General features: G+C 68.1%; 16 protein-coding genes and 1 tRNA gene. 13 read left to right on the top strand and 4 right to left on the bottom strand.

The features are described from left to right. Window position 1: 1 nt before the first annotated feature. The 4 genes from H7U32_RS00370 (at window position 2) to pgl (ending at window position 7313) form a co-directional block, all read left to right on the top strand. The gene (locus H7U32_RS00370) at window positions 2-3751 is read left to right on the top strand and encodes a phosphoribosylformylglycinamidine synthase (RefSeq protein WP_204467041.1); all 3750 of its coding nucleotides are present in this window, start codon (window positions 2-4) and stop codon (window positions 3749-3751) included. Window positions 3752-3871: 120 nt separating this feature from the next. After that, window positions 3872-5440, top strand: a complete 1569-nt coding sequence (gene zwf / locus H7U32_RS00375; protein WP_440201413.1) for a glucose-6-phosphate dehydrogenase — start codon at window positions 3872-3874, stop codon at window positions 5438-5440. After that, complete coding sequence (locus tag H7U32_RS00380) at window positions 5437-6471, top strand: glucose-6-phosphate dehydrogenase assembly protein OpcA (RefSeq protein ID WP_204467045.1); 1035 nt, start codon at window positions 5437-5439, stop codon at window positions 6469-6471. The genes zwf and H7U32_RS00380 overlap by 4 nt, the downstream gene beginning before the upstream one ends. A 38-nt stretch (window positions 6472-6509) precedes the next feature. Then, window positions 6510-7313 (top strand): 6-phosphogluconolactonase, encoded by an 804-nt coding sequence (pgl, locus tag H7U32_RS00385; RefSeq protein ID WP_204467046.1) that lies wholly within the window; start codon window positions 6510-6512, stop codon window positions 7311-7313. 16 nt (window positions 7314-7329) lie between these two features. Here the strand turns inward: pgl and gndA are convergent, their stop codons facing one another. Together gndA and purT are read right to left on the bottom strand one after the other, a co-directional pair. Continuing rightward, window positions 7330-8784 (bottom strand): NADP-dependent phosphogluconate dehydrogenase, encoded by a 1455-nt coding sequence (gndA, locus tag H7U32_RS00390; RefSeq protein ID WP_204467048.1) that lies wholly within the window; start codon window positions 8782-8784, stop codon window positions 7330-7332. A gap of 80 nt (window positions 8785-8864) precedes the next feature. Beyond that, the gene (purT, locus tag H7U32_RS00395; RefSeq protein WP_204467050.1) at window positions 8865-10118 is read right to left on the bottom strand and encodes a formate-dependent phosphoribosylglycinamide formyltransferase; all 1254 of its coding nucleotides are present in this window, start codon (window positions 10116-10118) and stop codon (window positions 8865-8867) included. A 74-nt stretch (window positions 10119-10192) separates the two neighbouring features. On the opposite strand from purT, the gene H7U32_RS00400 reads away from it, so the two are divergent. Continuing rightward, window positions 10193-11356, top strand: coding sequence for a glycosyltransferase (locus H7U32_RS00400; RefSeq protein WP_204467051.1), 1164 nt, complete (start codon window positions 10193-10195; stop codon window positions 11354-11356). Window positions 11357-11364: 8 nt separating this feature from the next. Here the strand turns inward: H7U32_RS00400 and H7U32_RS00405 are convergent, their stop codons facing one another. Both H7U32_RS00405 and H7U32_RS00410 read right to left on the bottom strand, forming a co-directional pair. Continuing rightward, complete coding sequence (locus H7U32_RS00405; RefSeq protein WP_204467053.1) at window positions 11365-12396, bottom strand: threonine aldolase family protein; 1032 nt, start codon at window positions 12394-12396, stop codon at window positions 11365-11367. A 63-nt stretch (window positions 12397-12459) separates the two neighbouring features. Then, window positions 12460-12535 (bottom strand) — tRNA-His (locus H7U32_RS00410). Window positions 12536-12764: 229 nt separating this feature from the next. On the opposite strand from H7U32_RS00410, the gene H7U32_RS00415 reads away from it, so the two are divergent. The 8 genes from H7U32_RS00415 (at window position 12765) to carA (ending at window position 21762) form a co-directional block, all read left to right on the top strand. Then, window positions 12765-13817, top strand: a complete 1053-nt coding sequence (locus tag H7U32_RS00415; RefSeq protein ID WP_204467054.1) for a bile acid:sodium symporter family protein — start codon at window positions 12765-12767, stop codon at window positions 13815-13817. Between the two features lie 921 nt (window positions 13818-14738). Continuing rightward, window positions 14739-15110, top strand: coding sequence for a 30S ribosomal protein S12 (gene rpsL, locus H7U32_RS00420; protein WP_003813881.1), 372 nt, complete (start codon window positions 14739-14741; stop codon window positions 15108-15110). Window positions 15111-15115: 5 nt separating this feature from the next. Then, entirely contained in the window at window positions 15116-15586 is a 471-nt protein-coding gene (gene rpsG, locus H7U32_RS00425) for a 30S ribosomal protein S7 (protein WP_204467056.1), read from the top strand. Between the two features lie 45 nt (window positions 15587-15631). Beyond that, window positions 15632-17758, top strand: coding sequence for an elongation factor G (gene fusA, locus H7U32_RS00430; RefSeq protein ID WP_204467058.1), 2127 nt, complete (start codon window positions 15632-15634; stop codon window positions 17756-17758). A gap of 134 nt (window positions 17759-17892) precedes the next feature. Then, the gene (gene tuf, locus H7U32_RS00435; protein ID WP_204467060.1) at window positions 17893-19092 is read left to right on the top strand and encodes an elongation factor Tu; all 1200 of its coding nucleotides are present in this window, start codon (window positions 17893-17895) and stop codon (window positions 19090-19092) included. A 184-nt stretch (window positions 19093-19276) separates the two neighbouring features. After that, window positions 19277-19840: an elongation factor P gene (gene efp, locus H7U32_RS00440; protein ID WP_204467061.1), complete on the top strand. Its 564-nt coding sequence runs from the start codon at window positions 19277-19279 to the stop codon at window positions 19838-19840. 93 nt (window positions 19841-19933) lie between these two features. Further along, on the top strand, window positions 19934-20401 hold the full coding sequence (gene nusB, locus H7U32_RS00445; RefSeq protein ID WP_204467063.1) for a transcription antitermination factor NusB: 468 nt from the start codon (window positions 19934-19936) through the stop codon (window positions 20399-20401). A 161-nt stretch (window positions 20402-20562) separates the two neighbouring features. Continuing rightward, window positions 20563-21762 carry a glutamine-hydrolyzing carbamoyl-phosphate synthase small subunit gene (gene carA, locus H7U32_RS00450; RefSeq protein WP_204467064.1) on the top strand — a complete coding sequence of 400 codons (1200 nt, stop codon included), beginning with the start codon at window positions 20563-20565 and terminating at the stop codon, window positions 21760-21762. Window position 21763 lies beyond the last annotated feature (1 nt).

Below are 21763 nucleotides of genomic sequence, written 5' to 3' on the forward strand. Positions count from 1 at the left end.
CATGGTTTACCGCGTGTACGTGGAGAAAAAACCCGGCTTCGACGTCGAAGCCCGCCAACTCGCCGACGAACTCACCACGATCCTCGGCATCAGCGCCCTGACCGGCGTGCGCATCGTCAACCGCTACGACGTGGAGGGCATCTCCGCCGACCTCTTCGAGCGCACGGTCCCCACCGTGTTCAGCGAGCCCCCGGTCGACACCGTGAGCTTCGACCTGCCGGACTTCGGCGGCGACCAGGTGTTCGCCACCGAATACCTGCCCGGCCAGTTCGACCAGCGCGCCGACTCCGCCTCCGAATGCATCCAGCTCATCAGCCAGGGCGAACGCCCCGCCGTGCGCTCCGCCAAGGTGTACGCGCTCGCCGGCGAGCTGAGCGAGGCGGACGTGGAGGCGATCAAGCGCTACGTCATCAACCCGGTCGAATCCCGCGAAGCCTCGCTCGCCGCCCGCGAGACGCTGAAAACCGCGGTGCCGACCCCCGGCAAGGTGGAGGTCATCGACGGCTTCCGTGACATGGACGCGGCCGCCGCGGCCCGCTTCATCGACGAGCGTGGGCTGGCCATGGACCTGGCCGACCTCGAGTTCTGCCAGGCGTACTTCCGCGAACAGCGGCGCGACCCCACGATCACCGAGATCCGCGTGATCGACACGTACTGGTCCGACCACTGCCGCCACACCACCTTCGGCACCGAGCTGACGGATGTGGCGATCGACGACGCGACGGTCCAGGCCGCGTTCCAGCGCTACCTCAAGCTCCGCCAGGAGCTGGGGCGCGAGGCCAAGCCGGTGTGCCTCATGGACATGGGCACGATTGGCGCCAAGTGGCTCAAGGCCAACGGCGTGCTCACCGGGCTCGACGAGTCCGAGGAGATCAACGCCTGCACCGTCAAGGCGAAGGTGGACGTCAACGGCGAGCAGCAGGACTGGCTGTTCCTGTTCAAGAACGAGACGCACAACCATCCCACGGAGATCGAGCCCTTCGGTGGCGCCGCCACCTGCATCGGCGGCTGCATCCGCGACCCGCTGTCCGGCCGCTCCTACGTGTACCAGGCGATGCGCGTGACCGGCGCCGGCGACCCGACCGTGCCGGTGTCCGAGACCCTCAAGGGCAAGCTGCCGCAGCGCAAGATTGTGACCACCGCGGCCGCCGGCTACTCCTCCTACGGCAACCAGATCGGCCTGGCCACCGGGCAGGTGAACGAGCTGTACCACCCCGGCTACGTGGCCAAGCGCATGGAGGTGGGCGCGGTCGTGGCCGCCACCCCGGCCGACCACGTGCGCCGCGAGACGCCGGCGCCCGGCGACCGCCTCATCCTGCTGGGCGGGCGCACCGGCCGCGACGGCATCGGCGGCGCCACCGGCGCGTCCAAGGCGCATAACGTGGAGTCGCTGGAGCTCGACGGCGCCGAGGTGCAGAAAGGCAACGCGCCGGTCGAACGCAAGCTGCAGCGCCTGTTCCGCCGCGGCGACGCCTGCCGCCTGATCAAGCGCTGCAACGACTTCGGCGCCGGCGGCGTGTCCGTGGCGTGCGGCGAGATCGCCGACGGCCTGACCATCGACCTCAACGCCGTGCCGAAGAAGTACGAGGGCCTGGACGGCACCGAGCTGGCGATCTCCGAATCCCAGGAGCGCATGGCCGTGGACGTGGCCGCCGACGACGTCGAGGAATTCCTCGGCTACGCGCGCGAGGAGAACCTCGATGCCACGGTGATCGGCACCGTGACCGAGGACCCGCGCATGGTGATGTCGTGGAACGGCGACGAGATCGTCAACCTCACGCGCGCCTTCCTCGCCTCCAACGGCGCGCCGAAGCATCAGGCCGTGCACGTCGAGGCGCAGGGCACCTACGAGGTGCCGGCCACCTGGCGCACCGGCACGCTGGCCGAGCGCATGCACGCGCTGGTCACCGACCTCAACGTCGCCTCCAACAAGGGCCTGGCGGAACGCTTCGACTCGACGATCGGCGCGGCCACCGTGCTCATGCCCTTCGGCGGCGCGCGCCAGCTGACGCCCACGCAGGCGATGGTCGCCAAGCTGCCGGTGGACGGCGAGACCACGACCGCCTCGGCCATGGCCTGGGGCTTCAACCCGTACCTCATGAGCGCCGACCAGTTCACCGGCGCCTACCTGTCCGTGGTCGAGTCGCTGGCCAAGCTCGTGGCCACCGGCTTCGAGCATGAGAAGGCGTACCTGAGCTTCCAGGAGTACTTCGAGAAGCTGCGCGACGATCCGGAGCGCTGGGGCAAGCCGATGGCCGCCGTGCTGGGCGCGCTCATGGCGCAGATCGACCTGGGCGCCGGGGCGATCGGCGGCAAGGACTCCATGTCCGGCTCCTTCGAGGACCTGGACGTGCCGCCCACGCTGGTGAGCTTCGCCGTGGCGCTGGGCGACGCGCGCCGCGCCGTCTCCCCGGAGTTCAAGGGCGCCGGCCACCGCGTGTTCCGCATCGCGCCGCGCTACCGGGCCGACGGCCTCACGCCGGAGCCGGAGGCGCTGCTCGAGACCTTCGCGCTGGTGGAATCGCTCACCGAGTCGGGCGTGGCGCTGGCTGTGTCCACCCCGGGCTATGGTGCGACGGCCGAGGCGCTGTTCCGCATGACGCTGGGCAACCGCATCGGCCTGACGCTGGATCCGGCGATCGCCGCCGACGACCTGTTCCGCCCGGCCTACGGCTCCTTCCTCGTCGAGCTCAAGGACCTGGAGCGCATCCCCGCCGCCTCCAACCTCGTCGAGGTGGGGCAGATCGGCGAGACGACCGAGGCGTACGAGCTCGCCGCCTGCGGCGAGACGCTCGACCTGGCCCGTGTGCAGGAGGACTGGGAGTCCGGCATCGAGTCGGTGTTCCCGTATCGCTCCCGTTCCGTGGACCCGGCCGACGAGGGCAGGACCGTCGAGGCGCTGAGCTTCGCCGCGCCGACGAAGCACGTGTACGCGGGCGGCCCGGTGGCCCGGCCGCGCGTGGTCATCCCCGTGTTCCCCGGCACCAACTGCGAGTACGACACGGCCGCCGCGTTCCGCCGCGCGGGCGCCGAGGCGACCACGCTGGTGGTCAACAACCTCACGCCGCAGGCCGTGGCCGAGTCCACGCACGCGCTGGCCGAGGCGATCCGCGGCTCGCAGATTGTGATGATCCCCGGAGGCTTCTCCGGCGGCGACGAGCCGGACGGCTCCGCCAAGTTCATCACCGCGTTCTTCCGCGCCCCCGAGGTGACGGAGGCGGTGCGCGACCTGCTCAGGAACCGCGACGGCCTCATGCTCGGCATCTGCAACGGCTTCCAGGCGCTCATCAAGCTGGGCCTGGTGCCGTTCGGCGACATCGTGGACGCGACCGAGGGCAGCCCGACGCTGACCTTCAACACGATCGGCCGCCACCAGAGCCGCCTGGTGCGCACGCGCGTGGCCTCCGACCTGTCCCCGTGGCTGGCGAAGACCGCTGTGGGCGACGTGCACACGGTGGCGATCTCGCACGGCGAGGGCCGCTTCGTCGCCTCGCCCGAGACTCTGGCGCAGCTCAAGGCCAATGGCCAGATCGCCACGCAGTACGTGGACGAGGCGGGCGTGCCGGGCATGGACCTGGACGTCAACCCGAACGGCTCGCTGCTCGCCGTCGAGGGCATCACCAGCCCGGACGGCCGCGTGTTCGGCAAGATGGGCCACTCGGAGCGCGCCGGCGAGAACCTGTACCGCAACGTGCCGGGCAACACCTACCAGCCGCTGTTTGAGGCGGGCGTCGAGTACTTCGCCGCCTGACGGGCGGAGTCCCGGCGCGGCGGCGGCGCCATGGTGCGCCGCCGCCGCGCCGCATCACACAGGGCGGGCACCTTCCGCGATACGGCGGACACGCGGAGGGGAGCCCGCCCGCGCCCTACAATGGGCGCTATGAGCCAATCCCCAACCACCGCGCCCGCGGAACAGCCGTGGGCCAATCCGCTGCGCGACCCGCGCGACCTGCGCCTGCCGCGCATCGCGGGCCCCTGCGGCATCGTGATCTTCGGCGTGACCGGCGACCTGTCGCGCAAGAAGCTGCTGCCCGCCATCTACGACCTGGCCAACCGCGGCCTGCTGCCGCCGAGCTTCGGCTTGACCGGCTTCGCGCGGCGCGACTGGACAGAGGACCATTTCATCGAATTCGTGCGCGAGAACGTGATGGCCCACTGCCGCACCACCTTCCGCGAGGACACGTTCCGCCAGCTCGCCTCCGGCATCCGCTTTGTCCAGGGTTCCTTCGACGACCCGGCCGCCTTCGCGCGGCTGTCGGACACGGTCTCCGAACTCGACCGCCAGCGCGGCACCCGCGGCAACCACGCCTTCTACATGTCCGTGCCGCCTCGCGCCTTCCCGGTCGTCTCCCGCCAGCTGGCCGACTGCGGTCTGGCCAAGTCGGCCGACGGGGCATGGCGCCGCGTGATCATCGAGAAGCCCTTCGGCCACGACCTGACCTCCGCCCGCGAGCTCGACCGCGTGGTCTCCGAGGTGTTCGACCCGTCCAGCGTGTTCCGCATCGACCACTACCTGGGCAAGGAAACCGTGCAGAACCTGCTGGCCCTGCGCTTCGCGAACATGATGTACGAGCCGATCTGGAACGCCAACTACGTGGACCATGTGCAGATCACCATGGCCGAGGACATCGGCGTGGCCGGCCGCGCCGGCTACTACGACGGCATCGGCGCCGCGCGCGACGTGATCCAGAACCATCTGCTCCAGCTCATGGCGCTGACGGCCATGGAGGAGCCGGTGAGCTTCGCCGCCGCTGACCTGACGGCCGAGAAGACGAAGGTGCTCTCCGCCATCCGTCTGCCGCGCGACCTGGCGGCGCACACCGCGCGCGGCCAGTACGCGGCCGGCTGGCAGGGCTCCGAGGAGGTGTGCGGCTACCTCGACGAGGCCGGCATCGACCCCGACTCCACCACCGAGACCTACGCGGCGATCCGCCTCGACGTGGACACGCGCCGTTGGGCCGGCGTGCCGTTCTACCTGCGCTGCGGCAAGCGGCTGGGCAAGCGTGTCACCGAGATCGCCGTCGTGTTCAAGCGCGCCCCGCATCTGCCGTTCGAATCCACCGCCACGCGCGAGCTCGGCAAGAACGCGATCGTGATCCGCGTGCAGCCCGACGAGGGCGTCACCATGCGCTTCGGCGCCAAGGTACCCGGCGGCACCGCGATGGAGGTGCGCGACGTGTCGATGGACTTCAGCTACGGCCGCTCCTTCACCGAAGGCTCGCCGGAGGCCTACGAGCGCCTGATCCTCGACGTGCTCCTCGGCGAGCCGCCGCTGTTCCCCACCACCCGCGAGGTGGAGCTCTCCTGGGAGATCCTCGACCCGATCGAGGAGTTCTGGTCCACGCTGGGCCAGCCGCAGCCGTACCGCGCCGGCACCTGGGGGCCGGCCGAGGCCGACGAGATGCTCGCCCGCGACGGACGCCATTGGAGGATGCCATGATCATCACGATGCGCAACACCGACACCGCCGCCATCGCGCGCAAAATCGACGAATTGCACGAGGAACGTGGCGAGGCGGCGCTGGGCCGCGTCCTGACGCTGCTCATCGCCACCGACGAAGGCGGGCTGGAACACGCCCTGGCGTTGGCCAACGGCGCCAGCCGCGAGCATCCCTGCCGCGTCATCGCCGTCGTACCGCAGTCCGGCAAGCAGACCGCCCGGGCCGGCGACGCCGAGCCGGCGGCCGTCGATCCCGAACGCGAGGCCGAGGCCAACGGCACCGACGCGAACGGCAACCCGCTGCACAGCCGCGGCCACGACCGCAACCTGGACGCCGAGGTGCGCTTCGGCGCGGACGCCGGCGCCGGCGAGATCATTGTGCTGCGCCCGCGCGGTGGCCTCGTCCACCACCCGGACACGCTGGTCATCCCGCTGCTCGTGCCGGACGCGCCCGTCGTCGCCTGGTGGCCCACCGAGGCGCCGGCCAATCCGAAAACCGACCTGCTGGGGGCGATGGCCCGCCGCCGCATCACCGACGCGATGCGCTCGGCCAACCCGTGGCGCACCTTCGACGACCTGAGGCGCAACTGGTCCAGCCAGAACATCGACATGGCCTGGACCCGGCTCACCGTCTGGCGCGCGATGACCGCCACCATGCTCGACCAGCCGCCGCACCTGCCCGTCATCGCCGCCAAGGTGAGCGGGCCGAAGGACTACCTGTCGCTCAACATGCTCGCCGCCTGGTTGCGGCTCAAACTCGGCGTGTCCGTGAGCATCGAGGACGTGCCCGGCGCCCAGGCCGTCACCGGCGTGTATCTGACCCGGGTGGACGGCGTGCTCTCGCTCGAACGCCCCTCCGTGGAGCAGGGCGTCGCCACGATCAGCATGCCCGGCCAGGCGCCGCAGACCATCTCCGTGCCCGCGCGCACGCTGCAGGAATGCCTGAGCGAGGAACTGCGTCGCCTCGACCCCGACGAGGTGTACGCCGAGGTTATCACCCGCGGCTGGGACCTCATCCACCCCGCCGAATGACGCCCGCGGGAATCCACGCCACAACGGAAAGGAACACCATGGTTGAACGCCGACTCCTCGTCTACCCCGACCCGGTCACGCTGGCCGAGGCCGTCGCCGCGCGCACATTGCTTGTCATCGCCGACACGTTCGCCGCACCCGGCCACAGCCGCTTCGACATGGCGGTGACCGGTGGCACCGACGGCAACCGCGTGCTCGCCGCCATCGGCCGGTCGCCGCTGGCCCAGGCCGTCGACTGGTCGCGTGTGCACTTCTGGTGGGGCGACGAACGCTTCGTGCCCGCCGGCGACGCCGACCGCAACGCCGGCCAGGCCCGTCGTGAGCTGCTGGACGCGCTGGTCGCCGACGGCCGCCTGCCCGAGGCGAACATCCATGAGATGCCCGCCGACCCGCGGCCGGCGGCCGCCATCGCCGCCGCCAGTCCTGAGGAGACCGACCGCATGCTCGCCGACGCCGCCGAGGCCTACCGGCTCGAGCTGACGGATCAGCTGGGGGAGCGGCCGCGCCTTGACCTCGCCCAGTTCGGCATGGGGCCGGACGCGCATTACGCCTCCCTGTTCCCCGGACTGCCGCAGATCGGCATCGGCGACCCGCATGTGCTGGTCGCCGGCGTGCGCGACTCGCCCAAGCCGCCGCCGCTGCGCCTGACGCTCACCGCGCCGATGATCGCCGCCTCGTGCCGCACCTGGGTGTTCACCTCCGGCCTGCGCAAGGCCGACGCCGTGGCCCGCGCCCTCGCGGCGCCATGCGATCCCGGGGCGCCGGTGTCCTGCGCCGACGCCGAGGACGAGCTGCTGTGGATGGTCGACACCGAGGCCGCCAGCCGGCTCGACCGGGACTGACGGCCTCGGCGGTGGATCAGGATTCCTTGATCTCCGGGCGGTCCTTTTCCGCCCACAACGTGTGGAAGACGCCGGGTTCGTCGACGCGCTGGTAGGTATGGGCGCCGAAGTAGTCGCGCTGGCCCTGGATGAGGCAGGCGGGCAGGCGCTTGGAGCGCAGGCCGTCGAAGTACGCCAGCGAGGAGGAGAACACCGGCACCGGAATGCCGAAGTTCACCGCGCGGGACACCACGCGCCGCCACGAGTGGTCGGCCGTTTCCAGCGCGTCCTTGAAATACGGCGCGAACAGCAGCGAGACGTTGGCCTCGCCCGACTCGAAGGCGTCGGAGATGCGGTTGAGGAACTTCGCGCGGATGATGCAGCCGCCGCGCCAGATGCGCGCCACGGCCGCCAGGTCGATGTCCCAGCCGTAGGCCTTGGCCGCGGCCTGGATCTCGTTGAAGCCCTGCGCGTAGGCCACGATCTTCGAGGCGTACAGCGCCTCGCGGATGTTGTTGACGAAGGCCTGGCGCTCCTCCAGCGGCATGCCCTCCAGTCCGGAGCGGCCCACCTGGAAGTCCTGCTTCTGGGCCTCCTCGCGCAGCTCGGTTTGGTCGGACAGGCCGCGGGCGAACACCGCCTCGCTGATGCCGGTGACTGGCACGGCCAGGTCGAGCGCCGACTGCACGGTCCACGTGCCGGTGCCCTTCATGCCCGCATGGTCCACGATCACGTCCACCAGCGGCTTGCCGGTCTTCTTGTCCTTCTCGTGGAGGATGTCCGCGGTGATCTCGATGAGATAGGAGTTGAGTTCGGTGGCGTTCCACGCCTCGAACACGTCGGCGATCTCCTCGGCGGTCATGCCCAGGCCCCGGCGCATGAGGTCGTAGCTTTCCGCGATGAGCTGCATATCCGAATACTCGATGCCGTTGTGCACCATCTTGACGAAGTGCCCGGCGCCGTTCTCGCCGATATGCGCGACGCACGGCTTGCCCTCCGCCTTCGCGGCGATGGATTCGAAGATCGGCTTGAGTGCCTTCCAGCTTTCCTCGCTGCCGCCGGGCATCATGGACGGGCCCTTGAGCGCGCCCTCCTCGCCGCCGGACACACCGCAGCCCACGAAGTGCAGGCCGCGGGCGCTGATCGCCTTCTCGCGGCGGATTGTGTCCGGGAAGTGGGCGTTGCCGGCGTCCACGATGATGTCGCCCGGCTCCATGAGGTCCGCGAGCTGATCGATCATCGTGTCGGTCGGCGCCCCGGCCTTGACCATGATGATCGCCACGCGCGGCTTGGCCAGGCTCGCGACGAACTCCGCCAGCGTCTTCGCGGGGAAGAACTCGCCTTCGTCGCCATGCTCGGCCATGAGCTTCTCGGTGCGCGCGTACGTGCGGTTGAACACCGCCACCTTGTTGCCATGGTACGCCAGGTTGCGCGCGAGGCTGCCGCCCATCGCGGCCAGGCCGACGACGCCGACGTTTGCTTCAGCGGTCATTGCTTCCCTCCATTGAGATCGGGATGAGACTGTACGGTTCCACAGTCTATCCCCGCGGCGTCCGATGAGGCCGGATCAGATCAGATGACGTCGATATGCAGCCGGCTCGCCACCTCGGCCGCCTTGCCACGCGCCTCCTTGGCCGAGCCGCCGGTGGACAGGGCCACGGCCATGCGCCGGTGCCCGTGCACCTCGGGTTTCGCGAAGATGCGCAGGTCCGCGTCCGGGGCGGCCAGCGCCTGCGCCACGCCGGTGAACACGGCCTCGCCGTCGCCCTCCACGACGATGGCATGGCTGGCGGCGGTGCGGCCCTGGGGCAGCGCCAACGCCACATGGCCCTCCGTCACCGGCAGACCCAGGATCGCGCGCGCATGCAACGCGAACTCACTCAACCGCTGGGAGGCCATCGTCACCATGCCCGTGTCATGCGGGCGTGGAGAGACCTCGTTGAACAGCACCGAACCGTCGGTGAGCACGAACAGCTCCACGCCGAACACGCCCCAGCCGGTCTCGCCATGGGCCCGCGCCTCGGCGACCAGCCCCTCGACGGCGCGACGCGCGATGCGATGCGCCTCGTCGAGCACGCCGGCCGGGCAGACGGCCGGCTGCCAGGATTCGCGATAATCGCCGCTCTCCTGGCGCTGACCGATCGGCGCGCAGGTCACGATGCCGGCCGACGAGCTCACCGTCAGCATCGTCAGCTCGTAGTCGAGCGGGGCGAGCGCCTCCACGATGACGCGGGAGACATCGCCCTCGTCATGGGCGCGGCGGCCCTCCTGCGCCTCCGTCCACGCGGCGTCGATCGCGGCGGCGTCACGCACCACGGACTGGCCGTGGCCGGAGGAGCTCATCACCGGCTTGACCACGCACGGGTAGCCGACGGCGGCCGCGCCCTCGCGCAGCTGCTCGGGCGTGCCGGCGAAACGGTACGGGGTGGTCGGCAGGCCCAGCGTCTCATGCGCGAGCACCCGCAGACGCTCGCGGTCCATGCAGATGGCGGCGATGCCGGCCGAGGGCACCACCTGCGCACCCGCGGCGGCGGCGCCGGCCAGCTCCGCCGTCGCGATGGCCTCCACCTCCGGCACGATGATGTCCGGCCGCACCTCGGCGAACAGCGCGCGCAGCTGGTCCGGATCGGCCATGTCGAGCACGCGGGCCTCGTGCGCCACCTGCTGCGCGGGCGCGCCGGCGTACGAGTCGGCCGCGCACACCCACGCGCCGAGGCGCATGAGCTCGATGGCCACCTCCTTGCCGAGTTCGCCGGCGCCGAGGAACAGCACGCGGGTGGGACGGGATCCGAGGGGAGTGCCCAGCGGGCGGTCGAAGTCTGTCATGCCCACCATTGTGCCACGCGCGCCGCCGCGGCCCGGCCTCCGGCTCGTCCTGGACGCGGCGGTACGATGAACCAATGCGTGAGAACGAGAACGAGCGGCGCATCGACGGTCCGCTGACCATCGCGCTGGTGGTGGACACCGTCGGCAACCAGGGCAACGGCACGTCGAATTCGGCGCTGCAATGGGCGCAGGAGTTGGAGCGGCAGGGGCACCATGTGCGCCTGGTGGGCGTGGGCGCCCCTGAGTACCCGGCGCGCGTGAACAAGGTGCCGCTGGTCTCCTGGGTCGCCGCCAAGCAGCAGATGCAGTTCGCCGAGCCGAGCGACACGCTGTTCCGCGCCGCCTTCGCCGGCTGCGACGTCGTGCACATCTACATGCCTTTCAAATTCGGCCGGCACGCGGCCAAGGTCGCCCGCCGCATGGGCATCCCCGTGACGGCGGGCTTCCACCTGCAGCCGGAGAACGTGCTCTACTCGGCGGGCCCGTTGCGCTTCATCCCCGGCATGCAGAGCCTGCTGTACGCGCTGTTCCGCCACTGGCTGTACCGCAAGGTGGATCACATCCACGTGCCCACCGAGATGACCGCCAGCCTGCTGCGCGGCCACGGCTACCAGGCCCGACTCCACGTCATCTCCAACGGCTATTCGACCCGGTTCACCGCCCGCGAGCCCCGCGACCCCGAGGCGGCGGCGCCGGTGCCGTTCCGCATCGTCGCCTCCGGCCGGCTGGCCCGAGAGAAGGACCAGGTCACGTTGGTCAAGGCCGTGGCGATGAGCCGGCACGCCTCGAACATCCAGCTCGTCATCGCCGGCACCGGCCCGCTCAAGCACTACCTCAAGTTCCGGGCCGGCTGGCTGCCCCGCCACGCCGAGATCGGCTTCCACCGCAACGCGGACATGCCGGCCCTGCTGCGCTCCTGCGACCTGTTCGTCCACTGCTCGATCGCGGACATCGAGTCCGTCAGCGTCATCGAGGCGATGGCCTGCGGGCTGGTGCCGGTCATCGCCGCCTCCGAGCTGTCCGCCGCCAGCCAGTTCGCGCTGACGGACCGGTCGCTGTTCCCGGTGCGCGACGCGGCGATTCTGGCCAACCGCATCGACTGGTGGATCGACCATCCCGGCGAGCTGGCCCGCTGGGGCGCCGTGTACGGCGAACACACCAAGGAACATTATTCGGTGGAGGCCTCCGTGCACCGGTTCGTGGACATGGAGCGCGAGGCCATCGCCGACGCCGGCTGACGCGTCCGCTACAGCAGCGCGATGAGCTGGTCCACCTCGGCCTCGGTGGTGGCCCAGCTCGTGCAGATGCGCATCACGGTGTGGGTGTCGTCCGCCTTCTCGGTGAAGCCCAGGCGCACATGGGCCTCCAGACGGTCGATGGTCGGCTGGTCGAGCGTGACGAAGATCTGGTTCGTCGGCGTGGCGAACGTCAGCTCGTAGCCCTTGGCCACCAGCGCCTCGCGGATGCGGTCGGCCGCCACATTCGCGTTGCGGGCGATGCGCAGGTACAGGCCGTCCGTGAACAGTGTGTCGAATTGCAGGCCGAGCAGCCAGCCCTTGGCCAGCAGTGCGCCGTGCTGCTTGATCTGCGTGAGGAAATGTCGCGGCGCCCATTCGGGGTTGGAGAAGACGACGGCCTCGCCGAACAGCGCGCCCTGCTTGGTGCCGCCGATGTAGAAGACGTCCGCGATATGCGCCAGGTCCTCCAGGGTCATGTCGCAGCCGGTCGCGGTGAGCGCATAGCCGAGGCGCGCGCCGTCCACGAACAACGGCATGTGGTACCGGTGCGCCACGTCGGCGATGGCCTGGAGGCGTTCCTTGGAGTACACGGTGCCGTACTCGGTGGACTGGGAGACGTACACGCAGCCGGGGAACACCATATGCTCGAAGTTGCCGTCCGCGTAGAAGTCGCGGCAGAACGCGTCGAGCTCGTCCGGGTCCATGAGCCCGTCGTGGTGGGGCAGCGTAAGCACCTTGTGGCCGGAGTATTCGATGGCGCCGGCCTCGTGCACGTTCGGATGGCCGGAGGCCACGGCCACGACGCCCGCCCAGGACGGCGTGACCGCGTCGATGACGACCTGGTTGGTCTGCGTGCCGCCGACGAGGAACCATACCGGCGTGCCGTCCGCCAGGCCGCAGGCCTCGCGGATGCGGGCCTTCGCCCGCTCGCACACCTCGTCCGAGCCGTAGCCGGGGTAGAGGTCCTCCTGGGTGTCGGCCAGCGCCTTGAGGATGGCCGGATGCGCGGCGCGCGAATAGTCGTTCTCGAAGCTCAGCATGGCGTGCTCTCCTTACCGTGGGGTTGTGCGGATAACAAAAAAGCCCTCCGAGGAGGGCTTTCGTGGGGTGGATAACGCGGCTCGAACGCGCGACCTTCTGAACCACAATCAGATGCTCTACCAACTGAGCTATATCCACCATGTGGCTTCGAATCCGACGGGCGGATTCGCGCAACGAAGGATGATTATACACGATTCGTCCGATTGCGCGAACCGACGGGGGTGCCCGGGCGTGTCGCGGATGGGCGGGGGTCGACGATCCGCATTACGGGCGTGCGTCCACAATGTGAATCGATGATGGAGGGGGGCGCGGCCGCCGGCCTAGCGTCGGTGCCAACCGCAAGACATACGAGAGAGGAGCGGCTGACATGCAGAAGGTGAAGGCCTTCGGCGACTGGCTCACCAAGTGGTTCACGCTTATCGTGATCGTGTGGGCCGTCTTCAACTATTTCGTGCCCCAGACAAGCCTGTGGGGCAAAAGCTGCACCGGGTATTTCCTGGGCATCGTGCTGTTCGGCATGGGTCTGACCCTGTCCCTGGATGACTTCCGGCGCATCCTGACCCAGCCGCTGATGGTCATCGTCGGCACGGTGGCCCACTTCGTCATCATGCCGTTGGTCGCCGTGCTGCTGTGCTGGATCTTCCGCCTGGACGGCCCGCTGGCCGTGGGCGTGATCCTGGTGGGCTGCTGCCCGTCCGGCACCTCCTCCAACGTGATGAGCTACCTGTCGCGCGGCGACGTGGCGCTCGACGTGTCGATCGGCATCCTCTCCACGCTGTGCGCGCCGTTCATGATTCCGCTGCTCATGCAGCTGCTGGCATCCCAGTACGTGGACGTGCCGGCGGGGTCGCTGTTCCTCAACGCGGTGAAGGTGGTGCTGCTGCCGGTCGGCCTGGGCTTGGTCTGCCACATGATCTTCGGCAAGAACATCGAGAAGGTGACCGTGGCGCTGCCCATCGTCTCCCAGGTGGCCATCCTGCTCATCATCGGCGTGGTGGTGGCGGCCAACGGCCCCAAGCTGTTCGTGGCCTCCTCGCTGGTGGCGGTGCCGGTGGTCATGCTGCACAACCTGTGCGGCTACGGCCTGGGCTTCGGCTTCTCGCGCCTCATGTACAAGGTGTATCCGAAGGGCTTCCGCTACGCGCAGCAGAAGGCCATCACCTTCGAGGTGGGCATGCAGGACTCCGCGCTCGGCGCCACGCTGGCGCTGAGCTCCTTCGCCTCCAATCCGCTGGCGGCGGTGCCCTCCACGTTCTTCTCGGTGTGGCACAACATCTCCGGCTCCATCCTGTCGAGCTGGTGGCGCAACCATGACGACCGGCACGCGATCCACTGGGATTCCGACAACGGCGAGAAAGGCTCGGCCGCCGCGCAGCCCGGAGCCCCGGCGAAGGCGCACGCCTCGGATCTGGCCGCCTGACCGCCTGGCCTGCCCGGCCGGTCCGTTCTCCGGCCCCCGCGCGCATATGCCGCGCGGGGGCCGCTCCATGTGGAGGCGGAGGAGGCGGGATGCGCGTTTGCCTGCCCTGGAGCGGAGAGAATGTTCGATAGTGTGCGTTTAGGATGATATGGCTGTAAGGCTTGGAATCATTGGGGTCTGACGGCATGGCAGGCATGTCGGAAGGGTTGACGGATGTGCGGTTGTCAGGTACACTGAAAGCGAAGGCCGGAGTTGTGACCGGCCGGATCAGCCGGCAGGTTGCAACGGGGCGCCGCCGCCGCAAGGCGCAGGCGCAACGCCTTCGAAGTCGGCCGTAAGGCCGGTATAACTGAAGATCGATAACTGAAGATTGACATAGTGGTTATGGCGATTCGAACAGCGGTGGCGAGGATGTACGGCGCAGGCGCCGGGCCGCCGCGGGTCCGCCGGGGCGGCGGGCTGAACACCAACCGAGGTACGAGCGAAGGAAAGGCAACGAAAGAGCCACGCGAGGCGGCGTGGCACAGGGGATAACTGAAGACGGACCATCACCTCCTTCCCCCGCGATGGCCCCGGGACCTTCCCATCGGGTCCCGGGGCCATCGTCTGTCCGGGCATGCGCGCCGCGGCTCGGCGTGGCGTGGCGGCGCGGAATGTCCGGCGTCCGCGTACAATGATTCCTCGTGTGTGCCGATGGCAGACCTTATGTGACAGGACTGCGCGTCGGGATATCCCGCGAATCGACCGGATCGCGCGCAGCAATGCGGCGGCGAGAGAGGAGCGGGCCATCGGGCCGGTGGACTGTGGCTGACTTTCCGATTCAGGGGAACCGTATGGCACCCCGGAAGGCAACGGGGGAGTGCGGCTGCGGCGCGGCGGCCCCACAGGTAATGAGAACACCACTGAATCGGAGAATTCAAGTTGCCTACCATTGAACAGCTCGTCCGCAAGGGACGCCAGGCTAAGCCGAAGAAGTCCAAGACTTTGGCTCTCAAGGGCAGCCCGCTGCGCCGCGGCGTGTGCACCCGTGTCTACACCACCACCCCGAAGAAGCCGAACTCGGCGCTGCGTAAGGTCGCCCGTGTCCGCCTGTCCTCCGGCATCGAAGTCACCGCCTACATCCCGGGCGAGGGCCACAACCTGCAGGAGCACTCCATCGTGCTCGTGCGCGGCGGCCGTGTGAAGGACCTGCCGGGCGTGCGCTACCACATCGTGCGTGGCGCGCTCGATACCCAGGGTGTCAAGGACCGCAAGCAGGGTCGTTCCCTGTACGGAGCAAAGAAGGCGAAGTAAGAACTATGTCTCGTAAAGGACCTGCCAAGAAGCACGTCGTGCTGCCCGATCCGATCTACGGCTCGACCGTGGTCGCCCAGCTCATCAACAAGATCCTGCTTGACGGCAAGAAGTCGATCGCCGAGGACATCGTCTACTCCGCGCTCGACATGGTCAAGGAGAAGACCGACCAGGAGCCCGTGGCCGTGCTCAAGCGCGCCCTGGACAACATCCGCCCGTCCCTCGAGGTGCGTTCCCGCCGCGTCGGCGGCGCCACCTACCAGGTGCCGGTCGAGGTCAAGCCGAACCGCGCGAACACGCTGTCGCTGCGCTGGCTGACCGACTTCTCCCGCGCCCGCCGCGAGAAGACGATGGCCGAGCGCCTCGCCAACGAGATCCTCGACGCCTCCAACGGCCTCGGCGCCGCGGTGAAGCGCCGCGAAGACACCCACAAGATGGCCGAGGCCAACAAGGCCTTCGCCCACTACCGCTGGTAGTCCCCGGCATCAATTCCACTCGAAATCGAGAGATAGGGAACAACAATGGCTGAAAAGGTGCTCAAGGACCTTCATCACGTCCGCAACATCGGCATCATGGCCCACATCGACGCCGGCAAGACCACCACCACCGAACGCATCCTCTACTATACCGGCAAGAGCTACAAGATCGGCGAGGTGCACGACGGCGCGGCCACCATGGACTTCATGGAGCAGGAGCAGGAGCGCGGCATCACGATCCAGTCCGCCGCCACCACCTGCTTCTGGAACCGCCAGACGCACGACACCGAGGACAAGTTCCAGATCAACATCATCGATACCCCCGGCCACGTGGACTTCACGGCCGAGGTGGAGCGCTCCCTGCGCGTGCTCGATGGCGCCGTCGCCGTCTTCGACGGCAAGGAAGGCGTGGAGCCGCAGTCCGAGACCGTGTGGCGCCAGGCTGACAAGTACGGCGTGCCGCGCATCTGCTTCGTCAACAAGATGGACAAGCTGGGCGCGAACTTCTTCTACTCCGTCGACACCATCAAGGAGAAGCTGGGCGCCAAGCCGCTCGTCATGCAGATCCCGATGGGCGCGGAGAACGACTTCCACGGCGTCATCGACCTCGTGGAGATGAAGGCCTACGACTGGAACACCGGCGACGAGCTCGGCGCCCACTACAACATCGAGGACATCCCCGAGGAGTACCGGGAGAAGGCCGAGCAGTACCACGAGCAGCTCGTCGAGGCCGCCGCCGAGGCGAACGACGACCTCATGAACAAGTTCTTCGAGGAGGGCGACCTCACGAAGGAGGAGATGCGCGCCGGCATCCGCCAGCTCACCATCGCCAAGGAGGCCTTCCCGGTCTTCTGCGGCTCCGCCTTCAAGGACAAGGGCGTGCAGCCCATGCTCGACGCGGTCATCGACTACCTGCCGAGCCCCGAGGACGTGCCGGCCATCAAGGGCTACGACCCGAAGGACGAGTCCATCGAGATCGACCGCAAGCCGACCCGCGAGGATCCGTTCTCCGCGCTCGTCTTCAAGATCTCCACGCACCCGTTCTACGGCAAGCTCGTGTTCGTGCGCATCTACTCCGGCGCGGTCAAGCCCGGCGACACCGTGCTCGACTCCACCCGTGAGAAGAAGGAGCGCATCGGCAAGATCTTCCAGATGCACGCCGACAAGGAGAACCCGGTGGAGGAGGCCGACGCCGGCAACATCTACACCTTCGTGGGCCTGAAGAACGTGACCACCGGCGACACCCTGTGCGCCGCGGACGCGCCGATCACCCTCGACTCCATGACCTTCCCGGATCCGGTGATCCAGGTGGCCGTCGAGCCGAAGACCAAGGCCGACCAGGAGAAGATGGGCATCGCCCTCGCCAAGCTCTCCGAGGAGGATCCGACCTTCCAGGTCACCACCGACGAGGAGTCCGGCCAGACGCTGATCGCCGGCATGGGCGAGCTCCAGCTCGACATCATCGTCGACCGCATGCGCCGCGAGTTCAAGGTGGAGTGCAACCAGGGCAAGCCGCAGGTCTCCTACCGCGAGACCATCCGCAAAGCCGTCATGGACCAGGGCTACACGCACAAGAAGCAGACCGGTGGTTCCGGCCAGTTCGCGAAGGTCCTGATGAACTTCGAGCCGCTCGACACCACCGAGGGCAAGACCTTCGAGTTCGAGAACGCCGTCACCGGCGGCCACATCTCCCAGGAGTTCATCCCCGCCATCGAGGCGGGCGTCAAGGAGGCCATGGAGTCCGGCATCCTCGCCGGCTTCCCGGTCGTAGGCGTCAAGGCCACCGTCACCGACGGCCAGATGCACCCGGTCGACTCCTCCGAGATGGCCTTCAAGATCGCGGGCTCCATGTGCTTCAAGGAGGCCGCGCCGAAGGCCAAGCCCGTCATCCTCGAGCCGATCATGAAGGTCGAGGTCCGTACTCCCGAGGAGTACATGGGCGAAGTCATCGGCGACCTCAACCAGCGCCGTGGCAACATCACCTCCATGACCGACGGCATGGGCGTCAAGGTCATCGACGCGAAGGTCCCGCTGTCTGAGATGTTCGGCTACATCGGCGACCTGCGCTCCAAGACCCAGGGCCGCGCCATGTTCACCATGGAGATGGATTCCTACGACGAGGTCCCGAAGTCGATCGCCGACGAGATCATCAAGGGCGCCCGCGGCGAGTGACACACACGTCGCCCCATCGGTGGCGGTAATCCCCGGTCAGCGGTATTATGATGTACCGCTGACTGGGTTCTGGCACCGATGTGGCACGCAACCCAGAAACCCAGTAACCCTACGAACGTCCAGGAGGACAATCAATGGCAAAGGAAAAGTACGAGCGCACTAAGCCGCACGTCAACATCGGCACCATCGGCCACGTCGATCACGGCAAGACCACCCTGACCGCGGCCATCTCCAAGGTGCTGCACGACGAGTACCCGGATGTCAACCCGGAGTATGACTTCAACCAGATCGACGCCGCTCCGGAGGAGCAGCAGCGCGGCATCACCATCAACATCGCGCACATCGAGTACCAGACCGCGAAGCGCCACTACGCCCACGTGGACTGCCCGGGCCACGCCGACTTCGTGAAGAACATGATCACCGGCGCCGCCCAGATGGATGGCGCCATCCTCGTGGTCGCTGCCACCGACGGCCCGATGGCCCAGACCCGCGAGCACGTGCTGCTCGCCCGTCAGGTCGGCGTGCCGAAGATCCTGGTCGCCCTGAACAAGTGCGACATGGTCGACGACGAGGAGCTCATCGAGCTCGTCGAGGAAGAGGTCCGCGACCTGCTCGACGAGAACGGCTTCGACCGTGACTGCCCGGTCATCCACGTGTCCGCCTACGGCGCGCTGCACGACGATGCCCCGAACCACGAGCACTGGGTCGAGCAGGTCAAGAAGCTCATGGACGCCGTCGACGAGTACATCCCGACCCCGGTCCACGACCTCGACAAGCCGTTCCTGATGCCGATCGAGGACGTGTTCACCATCTCCGGCCGTGGCACCGTGGTGACCGGCCGTGTGGAGCGCGGCAAGCTCGCCGTCAACTCCCCGGTCGAGATTGTCGGCATCCGTCCGACCCAGAACACCACCGTCACCTCCATCGAGACCTTCCACAAGCAGATGGACGAGTGCGAGGCCGGCGACAACACCGGTCTGCTGCTGCGCGGCATCAACCGCACGGACGTCGAGCGTGGCCAGGTCCTGGCTGCTCCGGGCTCCGTGACCCCGCACACCAAGTTCGAGGGCGAGGTCTACGTCCTGACCAAGGACGAGGGCGGCCGTCACTCGCCGTTCTTCTCCAACTACCGTCCGCAGTTCTACTTCCGCACGACCGACGTCACCGGCGTCATCGAGCTGCCGGAGGGCGTCGAGATGGTGCAGCCTGGCGATCACGCCACCTTCACCGTCGAGCTGATCCAGCCCATCGCCATGGAGGAGGGCCTGACCTTCGCCGTGCGTGAGGGTGGCCACACCGTCGGCTCCGGCCGTGTGACCAAGATCCTCGCCTGATTCATGTGAATCGCGCGAGCGTCATGGACGCCTGAGAACGCGTGGAGGAACCCCCGGGACCCCAAGGTCCCGGGGGTTCCCGCATATTCAGGGGCGTGCGCCCCGTTCTTCCACGGGTGGTGGCATAATGACCAAGGCAATTTTTAGGGGTTGCCTCCACACTTTCGAGAAATAGGTGAGTAACGTGGCACAGACTACCAACGACATCAAGAACGGGTCCGTCCTGAACCTGGACGGCCAGCTGTGGACCGTCCTGAAGTTCCAGCACGTCAAGCCCGGCAAGGGCCCGGCCTTCGTGCGCACCACCATCAAGAACGTCCTCTCCGGCAAGATCGTGGATAAGACCTTCAACGCCGGCATGAAGGTCGATTTCGAAACCGTCGACAACCGCACCCTCCAGTACTCCTACGAGGACGGCGACAACTTCGTGTTCATGGACATGGAGACTTACGACCAGATCTTCATCCCCAAGGAGCTCGTGGGCGACAAGGCCAAGTTCCTGCTCGAGGGCACCGACTGCGTCGTCTCCTTCCATGACGGCACCCCGCTGAACGTCGACCTGCCGGGCTCCATCGTGCTGACCGTCACCCACACCGAGCCGGGCCTGCAGGGCAACCGTTCCAACGCCGGCACCAAGCCGGCCACCGTCGAGACCGGCGCCGAGATCCAGGTCCCGCTGTTCATCAACGAGGGCGACCGCGTCAAGGTGAACACCGAGGACGGCTCCTACACCGGCCGCGAGAACTGACGCTGCGGGGGCATGCCCCGCAAGCCTGGCCCGGGGCCACGCCCCGGGCCAGGCGCCATCGACGGACAAGACTGGAAGGACGGATACGCTCCCATGGCACGTTCCACCGCCCGCAAGCGGGCTCTGAACACCCTGTATGAGGCGGACGAGAAGGGCCAGGACATCTTCTCCCTGCTCGACGAGCGCATCGCGCACCCCGGCGCGCAGACGCCGCTGCCCGACTACGCCATCGAGATTGTGCGCGGCGTGGCCGACCATCTCGGCCAGATTGACCGCACGCTCGACGCGCACTCCACCAGCTGGAAGGTGCGCCGCATGGCGGTCGTGGACCGCAACATCCTGCGCATGGCGACGTGGGAGATCCTGTTCAACGCCGACGTACCGGACCGGGTGGCGATCGACGAGGCGCTGTCGCTGGCCAAGATGCTCAGCGACGAAGGCTCCCCGTCCTTCATCCACGGCCTGCTCTCCGCCGTCTGCGAGGGCAAGGGCAGCGCCGATTCCTCCGGCGACCTGTCCGCCGCCGATCCGTCCGACGCCGATCCGCAGTCGGACGAATGATCCATTCCTTGGCCTCCCCGTCCCGGGGAGGCTTTTTCATGCCGCTCACGCGCCAGCGGAAGCCACGTCCGCCGGCGCCGCCGGGCGGCGCCCCAGCGGGCCGAACGGCCCATGATGCTAGTGTTGATACGAATACCCGAAAGAGACCAAGGGGGTAATTGGTGAGCGACAATCCGACCTATGGCAAGGACGATGCCGTTCTCGTGCTCGAAGACGGCCAGGTGTATGTGGGCGAGCCCTATGGCGCGAGGGGCCGCACCACCGGCGAGATAGTCTTCGCCACCGGCATGACCGGCTACCAGGAGACGCTCACCGACCCCAGCTACGACCGTCAGATCGTCGTGCAGACCTTCCCGCACATCGGCGACACCGGCGTCAACCACGAGGACCCCGAGTCCTCCCGTATCTGGGTGGCCGGCTACATCGTGCGCGAACCCAGCCCGAACGTGTCCAACTGGCGCGCCGACGGCAGCCTCGACGACGACCTCGTCCGGGAGGGCATCGTCGGCATGGCCCGCATCGACACCCGCAAGCTGGTGCGCCACCTGCGCTCGGCCGGCGTGATGCGCGCCGGCATCTTCTCCGGCGACTCGCTCATTGACCCCGCCACCGGCTACGTGCGCACCGTCGCCCAGCTCATGGAGGACGTCAAGGCCACCCCGCAGATGGCCGGCATGTCCCTGTACGACGAGGTCTCCACGAAGCAAGCCTATGTGGTCGAGCCCTGCGGCGAGTACGAGGGCCAGGAGCCGCTGTACACCGTGGCCGCCGTCGATCTGGGCATCAAGGGCATGACCCCGCACCGCATGGCCGAGCGCGGCTGCCGCGTGCATGTGGTGCCCTCCACGATCAGCTTCGACGAGCTCAAGGCCATCGACCCGGACGGCGTGTTCTTCTCCAACGGCCCGGGCGACCCGGAGCAGGCCGGCCCCGAGGTGGAGCTGCTGCGCCAGGTGCTCGACGCCGGCTACCCGTTCTTCGGCATCTGCTTCGGCAACCAGCTGCTCGGCCGCGCGCTCGGCTTCGGCACCTACAAGCTCAAGTTCGGCCACCGCGGCATCAACCAGCCGGTCAAGGACCTGACCACCGGCAAGGTGGAGATCACCGCCCACAACCATGGCTTCGCGGTGGATGCGCCGGTCGGCGACCCGGTGCCCGCGCCCTACGGCAACGGCCGCTACGGCAAGGTGTTCGTCAGCCACATCGACCTCAACGACGACGTGGTCGAGGGCCTGCAGTGCGTGGACATCCCCGCGTTCTCCGTCCAGTACCACCCGGAGGCCGCCGCCGGTCCGCACGACGCGGCCTATCTGTTCGACCGTTTCTGCGACCTCATGAAGAGCAACAAGGAAGGTAAGTGAT

Source organism: Bifidobacterium pullorum subsp. saeculare (assembly GCF_016899725.1).
GTDB classification, from domain to species: Bacteria; Actinomycetota; Actinomycetes; order Actinomycetales; family Bifidobacteriaceae; genus Bifidobacterium; species Bifidobacterium pullorum_C.

Coding starts and splice junctions, on each gene's coding strand:
- purT (WP_204467050.1), bottom strand. CDS start 10,118: ATGACAGACTTCGACCGCCCGCTGGGCACTCCCCTCGGATCCCGTCCC.
- H7U32_RS00400 (WP_204467051.1), top strand. CDS start 10,193: ATGCGTGAGAACGAGAACGAGCGGCGCATCGACGGTCCGCTGACCATC.
- H7U32_RS00415 (WP_204467054.1), top strand. CDS start 12,765: ATGCAGAAGGTGAAGGCCTTCGGCGACTGGCTCACCAAGTGGTTCACG.
- rpsG (WP_204467056.1), top strand. CDS start 15,116: ATGTCTCGTAAAGGACCTGCCAAGAAGCACGTCGTGCTGCCCGATCCG.
- zwf (WP_440201413.1), top strand. CDS start 3,872: ATGGGCGCTATGAGCCAATCCCCAACCACCGCGCCCGCGGAACAGCCG.
- pgl (WP_204467046.1), top strand. CDS start 6,510: ATGGTTGAACGCCGACTCCTCGTCTACCCCGACCCGGTCACGCTGGCC.
- H7U32_RS00405 (WP_204467053.1), bottom strand. CDS start 12,396: ATGCTGAGCTTCGAGAACGACTATTCGCGCGCCGCGCATCCGGCCATC.
- fusA (WP_204467058.1), top strand. CDS start 15,632: ATGGCTGAAAAGGTGCTCAAGGACCTTCATCACGTCCGCAACATCGGC.
- nusB (WP_204467063.1), top strand. CDS start 19,934: ATGGCACGTTCCACCGCCCGCAAGCGGGCTCTGAACACCCTGTATGAG.
- H7U32_RS00380 (WP_204467045.1), top strand. CDS start 5,437: ATGATCATCACGATGCGCAACACCGACACCGCCGCCATCGCGCGCAAA.
- tuf (WP_204467060.1), top strand. CDS start 17,893: ATGGCAAAGGAAAAGTACGAGCGCACTAAGCCGCACGTCAACATCGGC.
- H7U32_RS00370 (WP_204467041.1), top strand. CDS start 2: ATGGTTTACCGCGTGTACGTGGAGAAAAAACCCGGCTTCGACGTCGAA.
- gndA (WP_204467048.1), bottom strand. CDS start 8,784: ATGACCGCTGAAGCAAACGTCGGCGTCGTCGGCCTGGCCGCGATGGGC.